This window comes from Pseudescherichia sp. AS216 (genome assembly GCF_037152055.1).
Classification (GTDB): domain Bacteria; phylum Pseudomonadota; class Gammaproteobacteria; order Enterobacterales; family Enterobacteriaceae; genus Pseudescherichia.
Window position 1 is genome coordinate 811,022 of sequence record NZ_JBBCMV010000001.1, and the last position, 15,646, is coordinate 826,667.

Annotated in this window: 19 protein-coding genes; 7 read left to right on the plus strand and 12 right to left on the minus strand. The window is 51.3% G+C overall.

Annotated elements, in window-relative coordinates:
- Nucleotides 1-11: 11 nt before the first annotated feature.
- From purB to rluE, 5 genes are read right to left on the minus strand one after another with little or no spacing between them, the layout of a single operon-like run.
- On the minus strand, nt 12-1,382 hold the full coding sequence (gene purB, locus WFN61_RS03915) for an adenylosuccinate lyase (RefSeq protein ID WP_144812279.1): 1,371 nt from the start codon (nt 1,380-1,382) through the stop codon (nt 12-14).
- A 19-nt stretch (nt 1,383-1,401) separates the two neighbouring features.
- Complete coding sequence (gene hflD, locus WFN61_RS03920) at nt 1,402-2,031, minus strand: high frequency lysogenization protein HflD (protein WP_144812277.1); 630 nt, start codon at nt 2,029-2,031, stop codon at nt 1,402-1,404.
- A gap of 52 nt (nt 2,032-2,083) precedes the next feature.
- Nucleotides 2,084-3,190: a tRNA 2-thiouridine(34) synthase MnmA gene (gene mnmA, locus WFN61_RS03925; protein ID WP_144812275.1), complete on the minus strand. Its 1,107-nt coding sequence runs from the start codon at nt 3,188-3,190 to the stop codon at nt 2,084-2,086.
- A gap of 55 nt (nt 3,191-3,245) precedes the next feature.
- The gene (locus WFN61_RS03930) at nt 3,246-3,704 is read right to left on the minus strand and encodes an NUDIX hydrolase (RefSeq protein WP_144812272.1); all 459 of its coding nucleotides are present in this window, start codon (nt 3,702-3,704) and stop codon (nt 3,246-3,248) included.
- 10 nt (nt 3,705-3,714) lie between these two features.
- Entirely contained in the window at nt 3,715-4,368 is a 654-nt protein-coding gene (gene rluE / locus WFN61_RS03935; RefSeq protein WP_257757243.1) for a 23S rRNA pseudouridine(2457) synthase RluE, read from the minus strand.
- Between the two features lie 120 nt (nt 4,369-4,488).
- Here rluE and icd point away from each other — a divergent pair, with 120 nt between their 5' ends.
- Nucleotides 4,489-5,739: an NADP-dependent isocitrate dehydrogenase gene (gene icd, locus WFN61_RS03940; RefSeq protein WP_144812267.1), complete on the plus strand. Its 1,251-nt coding sequence runs from the start codon at nt 4,489-4,491 to the stop codon at nt 5,737-5,739.
- Nucleotides 5,740-5,858: 119 nt separating this feature from the next.
- Nucleotides 5,859-6,335 carry a hypothetical protein gene (locus WFN61_RS03945; RefSeq protein ID WP_238084406.1) on the plus strand — a complete coding sequence of 159 codons (477 nt, stop codon included), beginning with the start codon at nt 5,859-5,861 and terminating at the stop codon, nt 6,333-6,335.
- A gap of 142 nt (nt 6,336-6,477) precedes the next feature.
- On the opposite strand, the gene WFN61_RS03950 is transcribed toward WFN61_RS03945, so the two are convergent.
- Complete coding sequence (locus tag WFN61_RS03950; protein ID WP_257757245.1) at nt 6,478-6,873, minus strand: hypothetical protein; 396 nt, start codon at nt 6,871-6,873, stop codon at nt 6,478-6,480.
- Nucleotides 6,866-7,876, minus strand: coding sequence for a hypothetical protein (locus tag WFN61_RS03955; protein WP_337037738.1), 1,011 nt, complete (start codon nt 7,874-7,876; stop codon nt 6,866-6,868). Before WFN61_RS03955 ends, WFN61_RS03950 begins: the two co-directional genes overlap by 8 nt.
- Nucleotides 7,877-8,222: 346 nt before the next feature.
- Between WFN61_RS03955 and WFN61_RS03960 the strand changes: the two genes are divergently transcribed.
- Entirely contained in the window at nt 8,223-8,693 is a 471-nt protein-coding gene (locus WFN61_RS03960; RefSeq protein ID WP_337037741.1) for a lysozyme inhibitor LprI family protein, read from the plus strand.
- Between the two features lie 18 nt (nt 8,694-8,711).
- Here the strand turns inward: WFN61_RS03960 and WFN61_RS03965 are convergent, their stop codons facing one another.
- Together WFN61_RS03965 and WFN61_RS03970 are read right to left on the minus strand one after the other, a co-directional pair.
- Nucleotides 8,712-9,503 carry a cytochrome c oxidase assembly protein gene (locus tag WFN61_RS03965; protein ID WP_337037744.1) on the minus strand — a complete coding sequence of 264 codons (792 nt, stop codon included), beginning with the start codon at nt 9,501-9,503 and terminating at the stop codon, nt 8,712-8,714.
- A gap of 12 nt (nt 9,504-9,515) precedes the next feature.
- Complete coding sequence (locus WFN61_RS03970; protein WP_144812259.1) at nt 9,516-9,980, minus strand: DUF2243 domain-containing protein; 465 nt, start codon at nt 9,978-9,980, stop codon at nt 9,516-9,518.
- Between the two features lie 167 nt (nt 9,981-10,147).
- On the opposite strand from WFN61_RS03970, the gene WFN61_RS03975 reads away from it, so the two are divergent.
- The 3 genes from WFN61_RS03975 to WFN61_RS03985 all read left to right on the plus strand — a co-directional run bounded on the left by WFN61_RS03975 (nt 10,148) and on the right by WFN61_RS03985 (nt 11,370).
- Entirely contained in the window at nt 10,148-10,702 is a 555-nt protein-coding gene (locus tag WFN61_RS03975) for a histidine phosphatase family protein (RefSeq protein ID WP_337037747.1), read from the plus strand.
- A gap of 133 nt (nt 10,703-10,835) precedes the next feature.
- Nucleotides 10,836-11,072 carry a TA system antitoxin ParD family protein gene (locus tag WFN61_RS03980; protein ID WP_103821259.1) on the plus strand — a complete coding sequence of 79 codons (237 nt, stop codon included), beginning with the start codon at nt 10,836-10,838 and terminating at the stop codon, nt 11,070-11,072.
- Nucleotides 11,041-11,370 carry a type II toxin-antitoxin system RelE/ParE family toxin gene (locus WFN61_RS03985; RefSeq protein ID WP_312177442.1) on the plus strand — a complete coding sequence of 110 codons (330 nt, stop codon included), beginning with the start codon at nt 11,041-11,043 and terminating at the stop codon, nt 11,368-11,370. Before WFN61_RS03980 ends, WFN61_RS03985 begins: the two co-directional genes overlap by 32 nt.
- Nucleotides 11,371-11,440: 70 nt before the next feature.
- Here WFN61_RS03985 and yncL read toward each other — a convergent pair whose 3' ends face one another.
- On the minus strand, nt 11,441-11,533 hold the full coding sequence (gene yncL / locus WFN61_RS03990; protein WP_144812251.1) for a stress response membrane protein YncL: 93 nt from the start codon (nt 11,531-11,533) through the stop codon (nt 11,441-11,443).
- A gap of 193 nt (nt 11,534-11,726) precedes the next feature.
- On the opposite strand from yncL, the gene WFN61_RS03995 reads away from it, so the two are divergent.
- Nucleotides 11,727-12,353: a LysE family translocator gene (locus WFN61_RS03995; RefSeq protein ID WP_238084413.1), complete on the plus strand. Its 627-nt coding sequence runs from the start codon at nt 11,727-11,729 to the stop codon at nt 12,351-12,353.
- Here WFN61_RS03995 and WFN61_RS04000 read toward each other — a convergent pair.
- Together WFN61_RS04000 and WFN61_RS04005 are read right to left on the minus strand one after the other, a co-directional pair.
- Nucleotides 12,350-14,164, minus strand: a complete 1,815-nt coding sequence (locus WFN61_RS04000) for a sensor domain-containing diguanylate cyclase (protein WP_337037751.1) — start codon at nt 14,162-14,164, stop codon at nt 12,350-12,352. The two genes, WFN61_RS03995 and WFN61_RS04000, sit on opposite strands and share 4 nt — an antisense overlap.
- 332 nt (nt 14,165-14,496) lie before the next feature.
- On the minus strand, nt 14,497-15,525 hold the full coding sequence (locus tag WFN61_RS04005; RefSeq protein ID WP_337037753.1) for a sensor domain-containing diguanylate cyclase: 1,029 nt from the start codon (nt 15,523-15,525) through the stop codon (nt 14,497-14,499).
- Nucleotides 15,526-15,646 lie beyond the last annotated feature (121 nt).

Genomic DNA, 15,646 nt, shown 5'->3' on the forward strand with positions numbered 1-15,646 from the left:
AGGCAGGGGGATTATTTCAGTTCATCGACCATGGTGATGGCGCGGCCAATGTAGTTGGCAGGCGTCATGGCTTTGAGGCGGGTTTTCTCTTCCTCTGGCAGCGCCAGGCTATCGATAAACTGCTTCATGCCTTCGGCATCAACGCGCTTGCCGCGAGTCAGCTCTTTCAGCTTCTCGTACGGCTTTTCGATACCGTAGCGGCGCATCACCGTCTGGATCGGCTCAGCCAGCACTTCCCAGTTATGATCCAGCTCGTCGAGCAGACGATCGCGGTTCACTTCCAGCTTGCTAACGCCTTTCAGCGTCGACTGATAGGCAATCAGCGCGTAGCCGATACCTACGCCGAGGTTACGCAGCACCGTGGAATCGGTGAGATCGCGCTGCCAGCGGGAGAGTGGCAGTTTGCTCGCCAGGTGTTGCAGCATTGCGTTAGAGAGGCCCAGGTTACCTTCGGAGTTTTCGAAGTCGATAGGGTTAACCTTGTGCGGCATGGTGGAAGAGCCGATTTCACCGGCGATCGTCTTCTGCTTAAAGTGGTTCAGGGCGATATAACCCCAAACGTCACGGTCGAAGTCGATCAGAATGGTGTTGAAGCGCGCCATGCAGTCAAACAGCTCGGCGATATAGTCGTGCGGCTCGATCTGGGTGGTGTAGGGGTTCCACTGGATGCCAAGGGAGGTCACAAACTCCTCGCTGAACTGGTGCCAGTCCACTTCCGGGTAGGCCGCGATGTGGGCATTATAGTTACCCACTGCGCCGTTGATCTTGCCAAGGATCTCTACCTGGGCAAGCTGGCGGAACTGGCGCTCCATGCGGTAGGCCACGTTGGCCATCTCTTTACCCATGGTTGACGGCGTTGCCGGCTGGCCGTGGGTGCGGGAGAGCAGCGGGATATCGCGATACTGCTCCGCCAGATCTTTTACCGCATTGATAATCTTGCGCCAGTAGGGCATAACCACCTCTTCCCGAGCGGTATGCAGCATCAGGGCGTGAGAGAGGTTGTTGATATCTTCCGAGGTACAGGCGAAGTGGATGAACTCAGAGACCGCATGCAGAGCCGGTACGTCAGCCACTTTCTCTTTCAGAAAATACTCGACCGCTTTCACGTCGTGGTTAGTGGTGCGCTCAATGGTTTTGATGCGCGCGGCGTCTTCTTCACTGAATTCCGCGACAATCTTATCAAGGTAACCGTTTGCGTCGGCAGCAAAAGCAGGAACTTCCTTGATAGCTGCATGTGCCGCCAGTTTTTGCAGCCAGCGTACTTCTACCTGAACACGAAACTTCAGCAGGCCGAATTCGCTGAAGATCTCGCGCAGCGCGCTGACTTTATCGCCGTAGCGTCCATCGACAGGGGAAACGGCGGTCAGTGAGGATAATTCCATAAGACAAAACTCCGGGACGTTAACAATGAGCAAGAATTTGTTTCGCCTGCGTGGACAGACGATTACGGGAAAACATCAGCTGCAGACGACCGCCGCCCACCTGGTGCCAGAGCACGGCGGCGCGGATCCCGGCAAGCAGCGAGGAGCGAACTTTCGCCTGCACCTGAGCGCTTTGCAGCACCGCCGGGGAGCCGGTGACCTGAATACGCGGGCCAAGAGGGCTAATGACATCGACATAGATCGCCGCCATCGCGCTTAACAGGGTGTCGGAGTGCAGATCGAAGTGTTCAAGCTGGCGTGACAGCCCGGCAATGCGGCTGCCAAGGTTATCCATTGCGCCTTTACTCGCGGCGAGCTTACGCTCCAGCACCATCAGGCTCAGCGTGTAGCGGGTCAGCTCGGCGTTCAGCCCTTCGCGACTGCTGGCGTTGAGCACGCCCAGCAGGGTTTCGAGACCCATGCGCAGGTTGGCTTCGCTACCGCCAAACACCGCCAGCGTGGAGTCCGGATTCTGGTCGATAACGCTATTCAGCGAGACATGCAGGGCGTCGGAATCGCAGGTGCCCTGATGCGCCAGCTGCTGCACCAGACGAGCCGACTGGCAGATCCCTGCCAGTGCGATGGTGATATCATAATAGTTCTTCGCCACACTCACTCCTTGTATCCCCGCAGCCTTACGCCCACGGGGAGAATGTTCTACGTTAAACCGGCAGCGGCAGACGCTGCTCAATAATGCCGCCGCCCAGGCACACTTCCCCGCTGTAGAAGACAGCGGACTGGCCCGGCGTAACGGCAGCCACCGGCTCGTCAAAACGGACTTCAATACGCTCGTCATCCAGTGCGGTGACGGTGCAGGGGATATCCGTCTGACGATAGCGTGTTTTTACCGTGCAGTGCAGCGTGCCGGTAAAGGTTTCGCGATCGACCCAGTGCAGCTGTTGAGCAATCAGGCCCACCGACATCAGGCGCGGATGATCGTGACCCTGGGCGACGATCAGCACGTTGTTTTCAACGTCTTTATCGACCACGTACCACGGATCTTCGCTGCCCTCTTTGGTGCCGCCGATACCAAGGCCTTTACGCTGGCCGAGGGTGTGATACATCAGCCCCTGGTGCTCGCCAATCTCGTCCCCGTCAACGGTGATGATTTTACCCGGCTGGGCAGGCAGGTAGCGCCCCAGGAACTCCCGGAATTTGCGCTCGCCGATGAAGCAGATCCCGGTGGAATCTTTCTTCTTGGCGGTGATCAGACCCAGCTCTTCGGCAATTTTACGCACCTCGGGCTTCTCTAGCTCACCAACCGGGAAGAGGCTCTGGGCGATCTGTTCGTGGCCGAGGGTATAGAGGAAGTAGCTCTGGTCTTTGTTGCCGTCCAGCCCGCGCAGCAGCTGGCTTTTGCCATCGACGTCCGCCCGGCGCACGTAGTGGCCGGTAGCGATATAGTCCGCGCCGAGATCTTCGGCGGCGAACTCCAGGAAGGCTTTGAATTTGATCTCTTTGTTGCAGAGAATATCCGGGTTTGGCGTGCGGCCAGCCTTGTACTCTTCGAGGAAGTGCTCAAAGACGTTATCCCAGTACTCTGCGGCAAAGTTAACGGTGTGCAGCTCAATGCCGAGCTTGTCGCACACCGCTTGCGCATCGGCAAGGTCGGCGGCAGCGGTGCAGTATTCCTCGCCGTCATCCTCTTCCCAGTTCTTCATGAACAGGCCTTCCACCTTATAGCCCTGCTGTTGCAGGAGCCAGGCAGAGACGGAAGAGTCGACACCGCCGGACATCCCGACGATCACTTTTTTTGGGCTTTCAGACATAGAATACTCGCGACATTAAACTTCAAGGCGGCGTATTCTATCATGCAAGCGCGCCTCAGGCATCACTTGTAAAAGGCCAGTTAAATTCGCCGATCAGCGCCAGCGGGTAGCGCTGACCGCTCTGGTAGCAGCGGATACTCTCCGCCACCAGCGGCGATCGCAGGTTAGAGGCGTTTAAAATCTCATCGGCAGTGACCCACAGGCAGCGATCGATATCGCCATCGTTGGGCCAGGTAGCGCACGTTTCGTTAAGCTCGATGGCAAACAGAAAGCGCAGGAAGGGGGTGTTGTCCGGCGCAATCCACTGGTGCATGCGAATAAAATGCTGGGGAATGGCATCAATGCCGGTCTCTTCCCACAGCTCGCGCGCAGCGGCCTGCACCAGGGTTTCATTGGCTTCAAGGTGTCCGGCAGGCTGGTTCCACAGCGCCTTATCGTTGATGGTCTCTTCAACAACCAGAAACTTGCCCTGGGCATGCACTACGCAGGCAACGGTAACGTGCGGTTTAAACATACTTTCATCCTTATTCAGCAATATCTCGCCACTCACCGTTGGCGAGATTATCCAGCGTGTAATTTCCCATAGCGTAACGGATCAGGCGCAGCGTGGGAAAACCTACGTGCGCGGTCATGCGCCTCACCTGGCGGTTCCGCCCTTCATAGAGGGTGATTTTCAGCCAGGCGGTAGGAATGGATTTCCGCTCGCGGATCGGCGGATTACGTGGCCACAGCCATGCTGGCTCACTGACCACCTCGACGCCGGCGGGTAGGGTAGGGCCATCGTTGAGCGTCACCCCGTTGCGCAGCGCTGCCAGCGCCTCCTCGCCGGGTAGGCCCTCTACCTGAACGTAGTAGATCTTCCCGGTGCGCTTGCCCGGCTGCGTTAGCCGCGCCTGCAGTGCGCCGTCGTTAGTCAGTACCAGCAGCCCTTCGCTGTCACGGTCCAGACGGCCTGCGGCGTAGACGTCGGCGACGGGGATAAAATCCTTCAGCGTGCTGCGTCCGGCCTCGTCGGTAAACTGCGGCAACACATCGTAGGGTTTATTGAACAAAATCACCCGCTTTGGGTGGGTTTTGCCGTGACGTTTGGTAGGTTGTTGTGAGCTGAATCGCTTAACCCGGTGATCTATAAAAGAAGTTTTGCGCATGGTATTTTCAGATGTTAACAATTGCCGCATTATAGCGGAATAACTTGCGCCTTTCATGCCAGCCGACAATCAGTTAGTATTGACAGGCCCATTACAATTTATTAACAAAACAGCAGAACGAAAACACGCTCGAACTCGAAGGAGAGGTGAATGGAAAGCAAAGTAGTTGTTCCGGCGGAAGGTAGTAAGATCACCCTGCAAGACGGCAAGCTGAACGTGCCAAACAATCCGATCATCCCGTTTATCGAAGGTGATGGTATCGGTGTGGACGTGACGCCGCCGATGATCAAGGTGGTTGATGCCGCTGTGCAAAAGGCCTACAACGGTGAGCGTAAAATTTCCTGGATGGAAATTTATACCGGTGAGAAATCGACCCAGGTGTATGGGCAGGACGTCTGGCTGCCGACTGAGACCCTGGATCTGATCCGTGAGTATCGTGTAGCAATTAAAGGCCCGTTGACGACTCCCGTCGGCGGCGGTATTCGTTCCCTGAACGTTGCCCTGCGCCAGGAGCTGGACCTGTATGTCTGCCTGCGCCCGGTACGTTACTACCAGGGTACGCCAAGCCCGGTTAAACATCCGGAGCTGACCGACATGGTGATCTTCCGTGAGAACTCCGAAGATATCTATGCTGGTATTGAGTGGAAAGCCGATAGCGCTGACGCTGAGAAAGTGATCAAATTCCTGCGCGAAGAGATGGGCGTGAAGAAAATTCGCTTCCCGGAACATTGCGGTATCGGTATCAAGCCGTGCTCAGAAGAGGGTACCAAGCGTCTGGTGCGTGCTGCCATCGAGTATGCAATCACCAACGATCGTGACTCCGTGACCCTGGTGCACAAAGGCAACATCATGAAGTTCACCGAAGGCGCGTTCAAAGACTGGGGCTACCAGCTGGCCCAGGAAGAGTTCGGCGGTGAGCTGATCGACGGCGGCCCGTGGCAGAAGATCAAAAACCCGAACACCGGCAAAGAGATCATCATTAAAGATGTGATCGCCGATGCGTTCCTGCAGCAGATCCTGCTGCGTCCGGCCGAGTACGACGTGATTGCCTGTATGAACCTGAACGGCGACTACATCTCCGATGCCCTGGCAGCCCAGGTTGGCGGGATCGGTATCGCACCGGGTGCAAACATTGGTGACGAGTGCGCACTGTTTGAAGCAACCCACGGTACTGCGCCGAAATACGCAGGCCAGGACAAGGTTAACCCAGGCTCGATCATCCTCTCCGCAGAGATGATGCTCCGTCACATGGAGTGGTTCGAAGCCGCAGACCTGATCGTTAAAGGCATGGAAGGCGCGATTAACAATAAAACCGTGACCTATGACTTTGAACGTCTGATGGACGGCGCTAAGCTGCTGAAATGTTCAGAGTTTGGTGACGCGATCATCGAAAACATGTAATCCAGACTTTGGATTAGATGACAACGGGAGCCAGTGTGCTCCCGTTTTTTATTTATTAAGGCTATTATAGGTAGTTATCTAAATTATATTAAAGTGCATGAATTTTAAGGGGTATAGAAATGAATAATGAAGATTTACATTATATGGATATGTTAAAATTACAGTACGAAAGAATTGCTCATCACGAAAATCAAAGATTAACTTTTAGTAGCCTTGTTCTAACTATAACAGCTGCGATGTTCACGTTTTTTTTATCTGAAAGTAATGATATTTCTCAGGGTGTGAGCGATTTTTTGCTAGGTTTTTTGATTTTGATAAATCTTTTTGCGGCAATATTCATAATAAAGTCTAGGCAATGGGTTAAATTCCATCAGGAAAGAGCTCGCTTTTTACTAAAAAAATATAATGAAGCGCTTTTTAATTCTGTATACAATGACGCTGACACTAAATCAAAAAATACCATTGAAGAGGATGTTTTACCTCATCCGCCATTGAAAAAGAGCAGTAAATTTGATTTTCTAAAGCGCCCTGGCTTACAGTCTTATTTACATGTAAGCATAATTATTATCTTTACGATTATTTCCCTAATAAAATAATGCCGTTCTTTTATATTTTAATCTTTTTGGCTTTAACAAAATGTAATCGTTGTTATGAGTAAAGTAAAAAAAACTGGCTCGCTTTTTTAATTAAGGGACGGTGGGAGGTGGGTGGCTCCCATCCTTATTGCTAACCTACTGACTAACGAATAAGAGATAAAACGACACCTATTATAGCTGAAATCAGGTAAGCTACCGTTGCCGTAATCCAAATATAGGATAGATAATTCATCCACGGTTGAATTTTTAAGTCATTTTCTTCAAAAAAGCTGTAGGCCGGATCGCTCTGTTTAAGAAAGGAAATTTTTTTCTTCTTACTCAGTTTGATAAAAAACCTGCTTACTGGAAAAACACCGAAAAAACCCACCATATGATAAAATGAACTTGGCGCTGGAAAAGTATATTTTTCTTTGAATAGTGAAACTAAGTTTTCATAGCTCTTTTTGTTAGCCAGGTAAATCAGGAAAGAGATAAAAATAAGAATACTACCGAAAAGCCCTATAAATAACCCTAACCTCGCCAGTACATGTTCAATCACCAGTTGACTCCAAAAATTTATTGACCAGTTTTTCCCCTGCTGCACTACCAGCATAACTCCCTGCGATAGAACCTATCGCAGCACATGCGACACCACCCATACCCATTGTAGTAATGCCGACCATAGCGCAGAGCCCTAACATAGCCCCACCGCCCAATGCTCCAGTAGTTATACCCGAACCAGTGCTAAAAGCAAACTTAGTATATTTTTGAAAAGCAATCTGCTTGCATTCGTTTTCCCGCTTCAGCGTACAGTTATTGATAACCTCACTGCTAACACCAGCGAAAGAAAAAACTATTCCTATATAGCCACCGTACTTCAGGAAACGCGCAGCTTTAGCAGCGTTTCCTATATAGTTTGAATAACCAGGTAAACCCGTAATACCAGTAGTTGACCATTCATGCACAATTGAGCGACTAGAAAGATTCAATGCCCGACGCATATCTTCATAGGGCCTAAATTTCACAGAGTGACGAGCAAGGGACTTGAGCAATGGTTTGTTTACTAAGTCTTTCAACTGATTTAATAGTTGGTTACGCTCAATAAAAAACTGCTGACCAATCAGCGTACCCTGTGTGCGGTATTGATTCTGATAGGTGGCCTCGATCTTTTTCAAGGTCTGCTCAATGGCAGAAAAATATTTTTCTCCAACATCCCCTGTAGTGCCAAAAATTTTATCACCAGCACTAGTTAACCCAGCAATGATGCCATAATGCTTTTGAAGAAAGCTCGCATCTTCAGCACCCACGCCTATAAAGGCATTCTGGATATTTTGTTTTACCTGTCTAAGTTTATATAGTATCTGTGTTGTCGCTGGTGTAACGTTACTTGGGTCGGCAACGATCAATATCTGACCTGGGATGAGCCACTGCGAATCAGCATTGAGTTGCATAAATAGGCTAGCAGCAGGAGAACGGGTATCTCTGAACAGTACTCGGGCCTGAAAATTAAGGTTTCCAGGCTGTTGCACAATACAATAGCCTGGGGCAATTTGGCGTGCCATGCATCCATTCTCCGTTACAGTATGAGTAAAGCCTGCCATTAGCCAGGGTAAATACTCTTTTATGAAAGATAATCAACTGTAATAGTAAAGATAGCATCGGTGTTAAGCAAAAAGTGTGATTTTTATTAAGGGGATTAATAACGACAACCACTAATTATTATGAAAATCCCATTCCCTCGATTCATGTCACCTTCTATCTTTAAAATAAAATTATGTGTATATCTGATTTTAGTCAAGGAATGGGCTGAAAGATGGAGATAACATTAACTTCTATGAAGTACTGAGTAAGAATAACGGCTCGTTGATTTCCATTACAGAAAAAATATCATGCTATTGAAAGAGTAAAATGGCCTCCTTAAGAAAAATCTTATCAATTATTTTATTATTATCAATGCGGCCGCTCTTTGCCGCCGGGATGGAAAAAATTTTGACTGGCCAAGAGAGCGAGCTGTGCCAAAGTAAAAAACTAGCAAATGATGATATATCAAATTATATTGATTGCCTGCAAAAAGAAGAGAGCAAAGTAGATAAAACAGTGAAGGACGTTTTTGATAGATCGTTAGCTACCGTTCAGTCGGATGAGTGGCTTCTGCCAAACGTTGATTATGAAAATAGCCACTCTGATATTGTCAAACAAAACAAAGAGGCATTCATCAGCAATCAAAAAAGCTGGCAGAAGGAAAGTATGCAATTTTGTGAACTCGCCACGTCCAGAATAAGCGCCTCTGCGCCTTTGCATCCAGCGTTACTTCTTCAGTGCAGAATCAATATGAAAAAGAGAAGAGTTGAAGATCTGAACTATTTTAGCGTGGAGTGATATACCCCCATGCTGGTCTTAATAATCCTTCAAAGCACCAGGCAGGGCGCTGCGCTGGCGGAACCATGCTGCAAAAAAGCCGATGATAATGAGAAACTCGGCAAGATCGCCGCCGTAATACATCCACTGCGCGGCCGCCTGAATCTCCTCAACGCTGGCCGAGGTACCCTGCTGGTATCCATAGCCGTACATCAGCTTGCCGAGGATCGCGTGTGCGGCGGTAGCTAAGAAGATTACTGTCAGCCGTAGATTTCTCGACGGACGATGGGGGGCAGGATCCGGCCCGGCGACAGACCAGGTAAACAGGTAGCCGGAGAGGACAAAATGCACGTGGAGCAAAACAAACAGCACGGGATCGCCCATGCTCAACGCGTAAAAGGGCGTGAGATAGAGCAGATACATGCCGCCTATATCCAGAAACGCAGCGGTAACCGGGTGGATTAAAAAACGTATCGGACGGATGCGGAGAAAATTCATGATGCCGCGAGCCGTTCGGGCTGAAACACTGCGTAGCAAAAGCGAACCCGGCGCGCCAAATACCAGCCCAAGCGGCCCAAACATACCTAAAAACAGATGCTGCATCATATGACCGCGCAGATCGTGATGGGCCCAGCTTGCCAGCGGTGGCAGCATGGCGGCCACAATCAACACGGTTCCGGCGGTAAAGCTGGCGATGCGCCAGCTGCTCCAGCGGGCGGTACGGCGTATTCTCAGGGCGGCGAACAGATACAGGCAGAGCAGCGCCACAGGAATAATGACCAGCAGAATAAACAGCGCGGCTGAAGGTGCGCCTTCTGGATGATGCATCATCGGCTCCACGACTTAACCCCTGGCCGTACGGCGCGCGCGGCGAAACAGCAGATAGCCTGCCAGCAACAACACTACGGCAACCCCGTTCCAGATGACATCGTAAAGCAGAACGTTTTCAACGTAGCGGATCTGATGCAGTCTAAGCAGCTTGTGATCGACAATCCCGTCAAATAGCTGGAAACCCCCCATCCCCAAAACAAAACCCGCCCATGCTGCCGTTCGATTAAGCACGCCGCGGCGATAGAGCCCGGTATACATAAAAAATCCGAGCACAAATAGGATCAGCTCAGCGGAGTGCAGCAAACCATCCGACAGCAGGCTGAAAGCCGGGGTGCCCCAGTCGAAAAAGTGATGCCAGGCCAGAAGTTGATGGAATACCACTTCATCAATTGCTGCCATCATACCGATGCCGAGCGGAACGGTGGCGAGCAGGGATCGTTTTAAGTCGGAGTGAAGCGGGGACGTTAAAGGCGGCATGCGCTCTCCTGAGAAAATTAAAATTTTACTTAAGAAGCGTAGTTGAAAATAACAGGGTTCCGGGCGCATGCTGCGGATGTTGGCAAATATTTCGCTGCGCTCCTGGTGAAAATGCTAATCTGCTGATTTATTAAAGTTGTTTGATAATTAGAGGGAAGATGTCCGCAATGGAGATTACGTTAGTAAGGCATGGCAAACCCGATCTGAAAAAGTCTGGCAGCGTAAATGCGGCAGGTATGCGGGAGTGGGTATCTGCCTACGACGCGTCATCTATTTCTGGATCGCCTGCATCTGCGGCAAAAGTAGCCTGTCAGAATAGTAACCTGGTGGTGAGCAGTCCGCTGCCTCGCGCTGTTTCCTCCCTTCATACGCTGGGCGTAAAGCCAGATTTCATTTTGAATGAGTTGAGCGAGGCCCCACTACCCATCTTTAACGTACCGGCGATTAAATTACCGCCCTCACTGTGGCTGGTGCTCTTCAGGCTGCTCTGGTTAGCGGGCGCGTCGTCTGAGAGTGAGTCCTGCGCTGATGCTCAACAGCGCGCAAAAAGAGTCGCGGATCGCCTGACAGCACTGGCCCATGAGCACGAACAGGTTCTCAGCATGGGGCACGGCATCATGAACAAGCTGATAGCCAAAGAGCTCGAACGCGCAGGTTGGAAAAAAGTTACGGATGGGGAATCAGATTATTGGGGGACGGTAAGATACCGCTATAAAACGTAAGCCAGATAAATCCTCCCTCGTAGCATCAGAGTATAGAGATTGCATAATGCGACAAAATGTCGCATATTAAGCATGCGCACGCTTTGCGTAAGCATTTTACACGTAAGGTGATTTAATCCGGGAGACAGGTGATATGGCCATAAGCATTCGTTTAGACGATGACTTCGTTAGCGACGTAAAGATTCATGCTGAAGCTGCAAACCGCAGCGTTCCCAGGCAGATTGAGCACTGGGCTAAAATAGGGCAGATTGCAGAAGATAACCCTGACCTTCCCTACAGCTTTATCAATGAAACCCTGCTGGCGCAAAGCGAAATCAAAAACCAGAAGGTAACGCGATATGCCAGAAGGACAGGGCGTTCAAAAAATTGATGTTTACCAGAGTCGCCGTTTCGAAAAGGCGTTGGACAAACTCCCGACCGCTTTACTGAAGGTGGTAGAGGATGAGATCGATAAAATCATTGATAACCCAGCTATAGGCGAGCAGAAGAGGGGAGACCTCAGCTTTCTCTGGGTGCACAAATTTCCGCTAAACAAACAGCAGGCGCTTCTGGGATACAGTTGGGTCAAGGATAAGCTGGAGCTCTATCTGCTAAGCATTGGCTCGCACGAAAACTTCTATCAAGATCAAAAGAATAACCGCAAAGTCGATTTAAAGCTTACCGGCTAATCAATAAAAAAACGGGAGCCAGTCGGCTCCCGTTTTCTATTATTACCCTACAACCCGCTCTGAAACAGCATCACAACCAGTTGTATTTAGAGTAAAGGGTCAGAAAGAGTCCCGCTGCGGCTAACACATTTAGCAAGACTACCGTTCTGCTTGATACATTCATCGTTGCGTCCTTTCGGTTACGTGACGGAGAGTTTAAACCAATTCAATGAACTAAAAACTACTAAAAATGGTGTGTGCCAGAGGGCAATCATTTCATGAACATTGCCGGGCATTTACAATGAGAGAAGTATAGACCGCGCTCGCCTGACGTAAAGTATGATTAGATATCTTTTACATATTCATGGAGACACCGCTTGACCATTTATGACTCCCTGCTGGCATTTACGCTGGCCGCTGCTCTGCTTACCCTGACTCCAGGGCTGGATACCGCGCTGGTCCTGCGCACCGCCTCGGTCGAGAGTCGGGCCCAGGCGTTTAAAGTTGCGCTAGGTATCAATGCCGGGTGCTTTATCTGGGGAGCGATGGTGGCGTTTGGTCTGGGCGCGCTTATCGCCGTCTCTGAGCTGGCCTATTCCATTCTGAAATACTGCGGCGCGGCTTACCTCTGCTGGCTGGGGGTGAATATGCTGCTGAGTCGCGGGGGTGGGTTAACCGCAGCGGCAGAGGGAGAAACACCCAGGGCAAAGCAGAGCGGGTTTATCAAGGGGTTGCTGGGCAATCTGCTAAACCCCAAAATGGGCGTCTTCTACGTCTCCTTTTTACCGCAGTTTATTCCCCACGGTCAGCCGTTAATCGCCTGGACCTTTGGGCTGGTGGCGATCCACGTTGTGCTGGGGCAGACCTGGTCGACGGTGCTGATTCTGGCCACGCGTCCGCTCGGTCGTTTCCTGAAACGCAGTGCGGTAGTACGCTGGATGGATCGCACCACCGGCACGCTGTTTATTCTCTTTGCCGCTAAGCTGGCACTGAGTAAACGCTAACAGATTCCATGTCGCAGCAGGCCAGGCAGCTTATCCACCGCGCTGCCTTTTGCCAGCCATGCCGGGATCTCCGCTGGAGAGATTGGCCTGGAGAAGTAATATCCCTGCGCTTCGTCACAGCCGTACTCCTTTAGCATCATGGCCGTCTGCCTGTCTTCAATCCCCTCCGCCAGTACCAGATAGTTCAGATCCTTGAGCATCGTAATGACGTTGCGGGCGATAATTCGGCTATCGGAGTCAGAGACAATCTGGCTGATAAGCGAGCGATCGAGCTTTATAACATCGAAGGGAATGCGTCGTAGGTAGCTGATATTGCTGTAGCCTGCGCCGAAATCATCGAGCAGGATTTTAAAGCCCTTATTTTTCAGCTGACCCAGCTCGTACAGTGCCTCATCGCTCTCCAGCACCTTCTCGGTCTCCAGACATTCGATACGCAGATCCGCTACCGTGAGCCCGGCATTAAGCAGGCTCTTCTCCAGCTCGTCGGCAAAACCCTGGCGCGAGAAATCGCTCACCGTGACGTTAATGGAAACAGGCAGGTCAATTCCGGCTTTGCGCCAGGCCTGAAGCTGCTCAATGACGGTTTTGATTACCCATTGCGTAATATCCGTCATCAGGCTGGTCTTCTCTGCCAGCTGAACAATGGTTGACGGCGGCACGTTGCCCTGTACCGGATGATGCCAGCGAAGCAGCGCTTCACAGCCTTGGGTCAGGCCGGTATGCAGTGAAATTTTCGGCTGATAGACCATATAGAGCTGATCCGGCGCTTTGATCGCCTCGCTCAGATCGTGCAGTAGCCGGAAGTGGTTATTGCGCTTCTGATCGAGAAGAGGATCGAAGGCCAGAACAGGAATTTCCTCGCGCATCGCCTCGTGCAGGGCGCTGATGCCCTGGCGCAGAATTTCATGCGGATCGTTATCCTGCGGAGTGAAGTTGACGTAACCAGTACGCACCTGCAGGTTAATACCAACATCGCCACGGATCTGCGCATCGATATCCGGCAGGGAGCCCGCCCTTTTGATTAGCGTCTGGGCGATCGCGGCCTCTACCAGCACGGCATAACGCCCTGGCGCAAAAGCAAACAGCGTTATTCGTGAAGGTAGCTTAAGGCGCAGGCGCAGCAGAGGGCCAAACCCACGCAGCATCTTCTCTACTGCGGGTAGACCAAGATAGCGCGACAGCTCATAGGCGCGGGGCATATCAATACAGTCGAAGAGGATCAGCGACCAGGGCTGGGCGTTGTTATCCAGCACCAGGGTCTCTATCTCTTTTAAAAGAGACTGGCGGTTAGGCAACCCGGTCAGGCCATCAATGCGGCCCAGCGAATACCATGCCTCAAGATAGGTGCTGGCAAGTGCGGCAACGCGCAGGAAGTTATCAATCTGCTCCGGCGTTGCCGCGACAGGCTGCGTATGGCTAACGCATAGCGTACCCAGTACAAACCCTTCCTTTGTTTGCAGGGGAGCAGCGGCATAGAAGATGACTTGCCCTGTAGTAACCAGAATATGGTCGGCAAAGCGGCTGTCGGTGCGGGTGTCGGAGCAGATAACCGGCTCGACGCTGGCAACGGCATATTGACACATCGTTTCAGGGATCGCGGTTTTTATTGGCAGCTGGGAGATATTCTTTACATATTTAATATATTGATACTGGTCGTCGAAAATGGTGACGAAGCAGCCATTAACGCCCATGATGTCGCTGGCCAGATTCGCAAATTCGCCAAGCGCGGTATCCCGCGCTTTATCGTACTTGCGTAAGAGGGCAAGCGCCGCCAGCCTTTTTGTTTCGTTCTTGCTGAGTCCACTGAACATGTATGAGCTCCTGCCCAGATGAGGATCTAAAAATTGAACCCGTACCGACACAACATTATTTGCAACATTAAATTAACATGTCAGCGACGCGTTAATCCTGTTTAAAGCATAGTCGATGTCAATACGGTAAAAGCACGCTAAAAATTCGAGAAAGGGGCCTCGAATATATCGTCTACCTGTCCGGTGCGAGTAGACGATATTAAGAAATAGGGTATACGAGAGGGATTACCACCAGCCCAGTTGCGTACCGGCCACGACAACAATCGCCACGATCAGCATAATAACCGTTGTTTTTTTCACGCCTTGCTCCTGAAAGATCGCTAAATAATGAATTAATCCAGAACGATAAAGGGGCTTTTTTGCCGACCTTTTTTCTCCTGGTACATGGCGACATCGGCCATGCGCAGGGCAGTATCGGCGTCGGTCTGCGTGGGGTCAATCTCAACGATACCGATACTGGCACCGGGATAATAGATCCGTATATTCCCCAGGCTATAGTCGCCGATAATGTGACCGCTCAAGCGCGCCTTCAGCTCGCAGAGATAGGCCTCGTCGCTTTTTCCGCGCCCGCTGCCCAGACAGGCAAGCATGAACTCATCGCCGCCCAGCCTGCCAGCAATGTCGTTGCCGTCGCACTGACGTATGATCCGCTGGCCCACCTGCACTAAAAAGAGATCGCCCACGTCATGGCCAAAGCTATCGTTTATCGATTTAAAGTTATCGAGATCGATAAAGGCAATGATCACCGGCACATTCAGATGGCGCGCCAGCGAGAAAAGAGTAGAGAGGTTATCGAATATCGCCCGCCGGTTAGGCAAGCCGGTAAGCGCATCGGTGTAGGAGTGGGAAATCAGCGCCGCGTTGGCTTCCCGCAGCTGTGCTACCAGAGACTCCTTCTGGATCGCCTGAGAAATCAGTCCGGCAAAGAGCTGCAGAACCTGATTTGCCCGCACGTTTAGCGCATGGGTTTCGGCGCTGGCAGCGCAAAGCGTGCCGTACAGCGTCCCATCGGCCAGATGAACGGGCGAACTGAGATAGGTTTTGATGCCCAGCGCGCGTGCAGGGCCACAGTCGCCCCAGAGCGTAGCGACATCATTGCTGAAGAAGCACTCATCGTCCAGGGCGCGCTTGCAGAGGGTATCTCCCCAGGGCACGGAAAGCCCCTCCGGGATATTCATCTGCTTGCTGTTTCGGGCATACAGGATGTGCTGCAGGCGGGCATCGGTATCGATTTTGGTCAGGTAGGTTGACTCCATTTCGGACACCAGCTCAAGCATCTCCAGCAGCTGGCGAACCAGACTTTCAACGGTTTGTTCACTTGCGAGCGTTTCCGAAACGCGAGCCAGAATAATATCTGACATGACTCTCTTTTACTCCCGTATAAAGGTAAAAAACCCTTATACGTTATGGTTAATATTTGGGCTATCCGTACAGTAAAACATGAAAAGCGGCGAATTCATATATCATGTTTTCTCGTCTGCC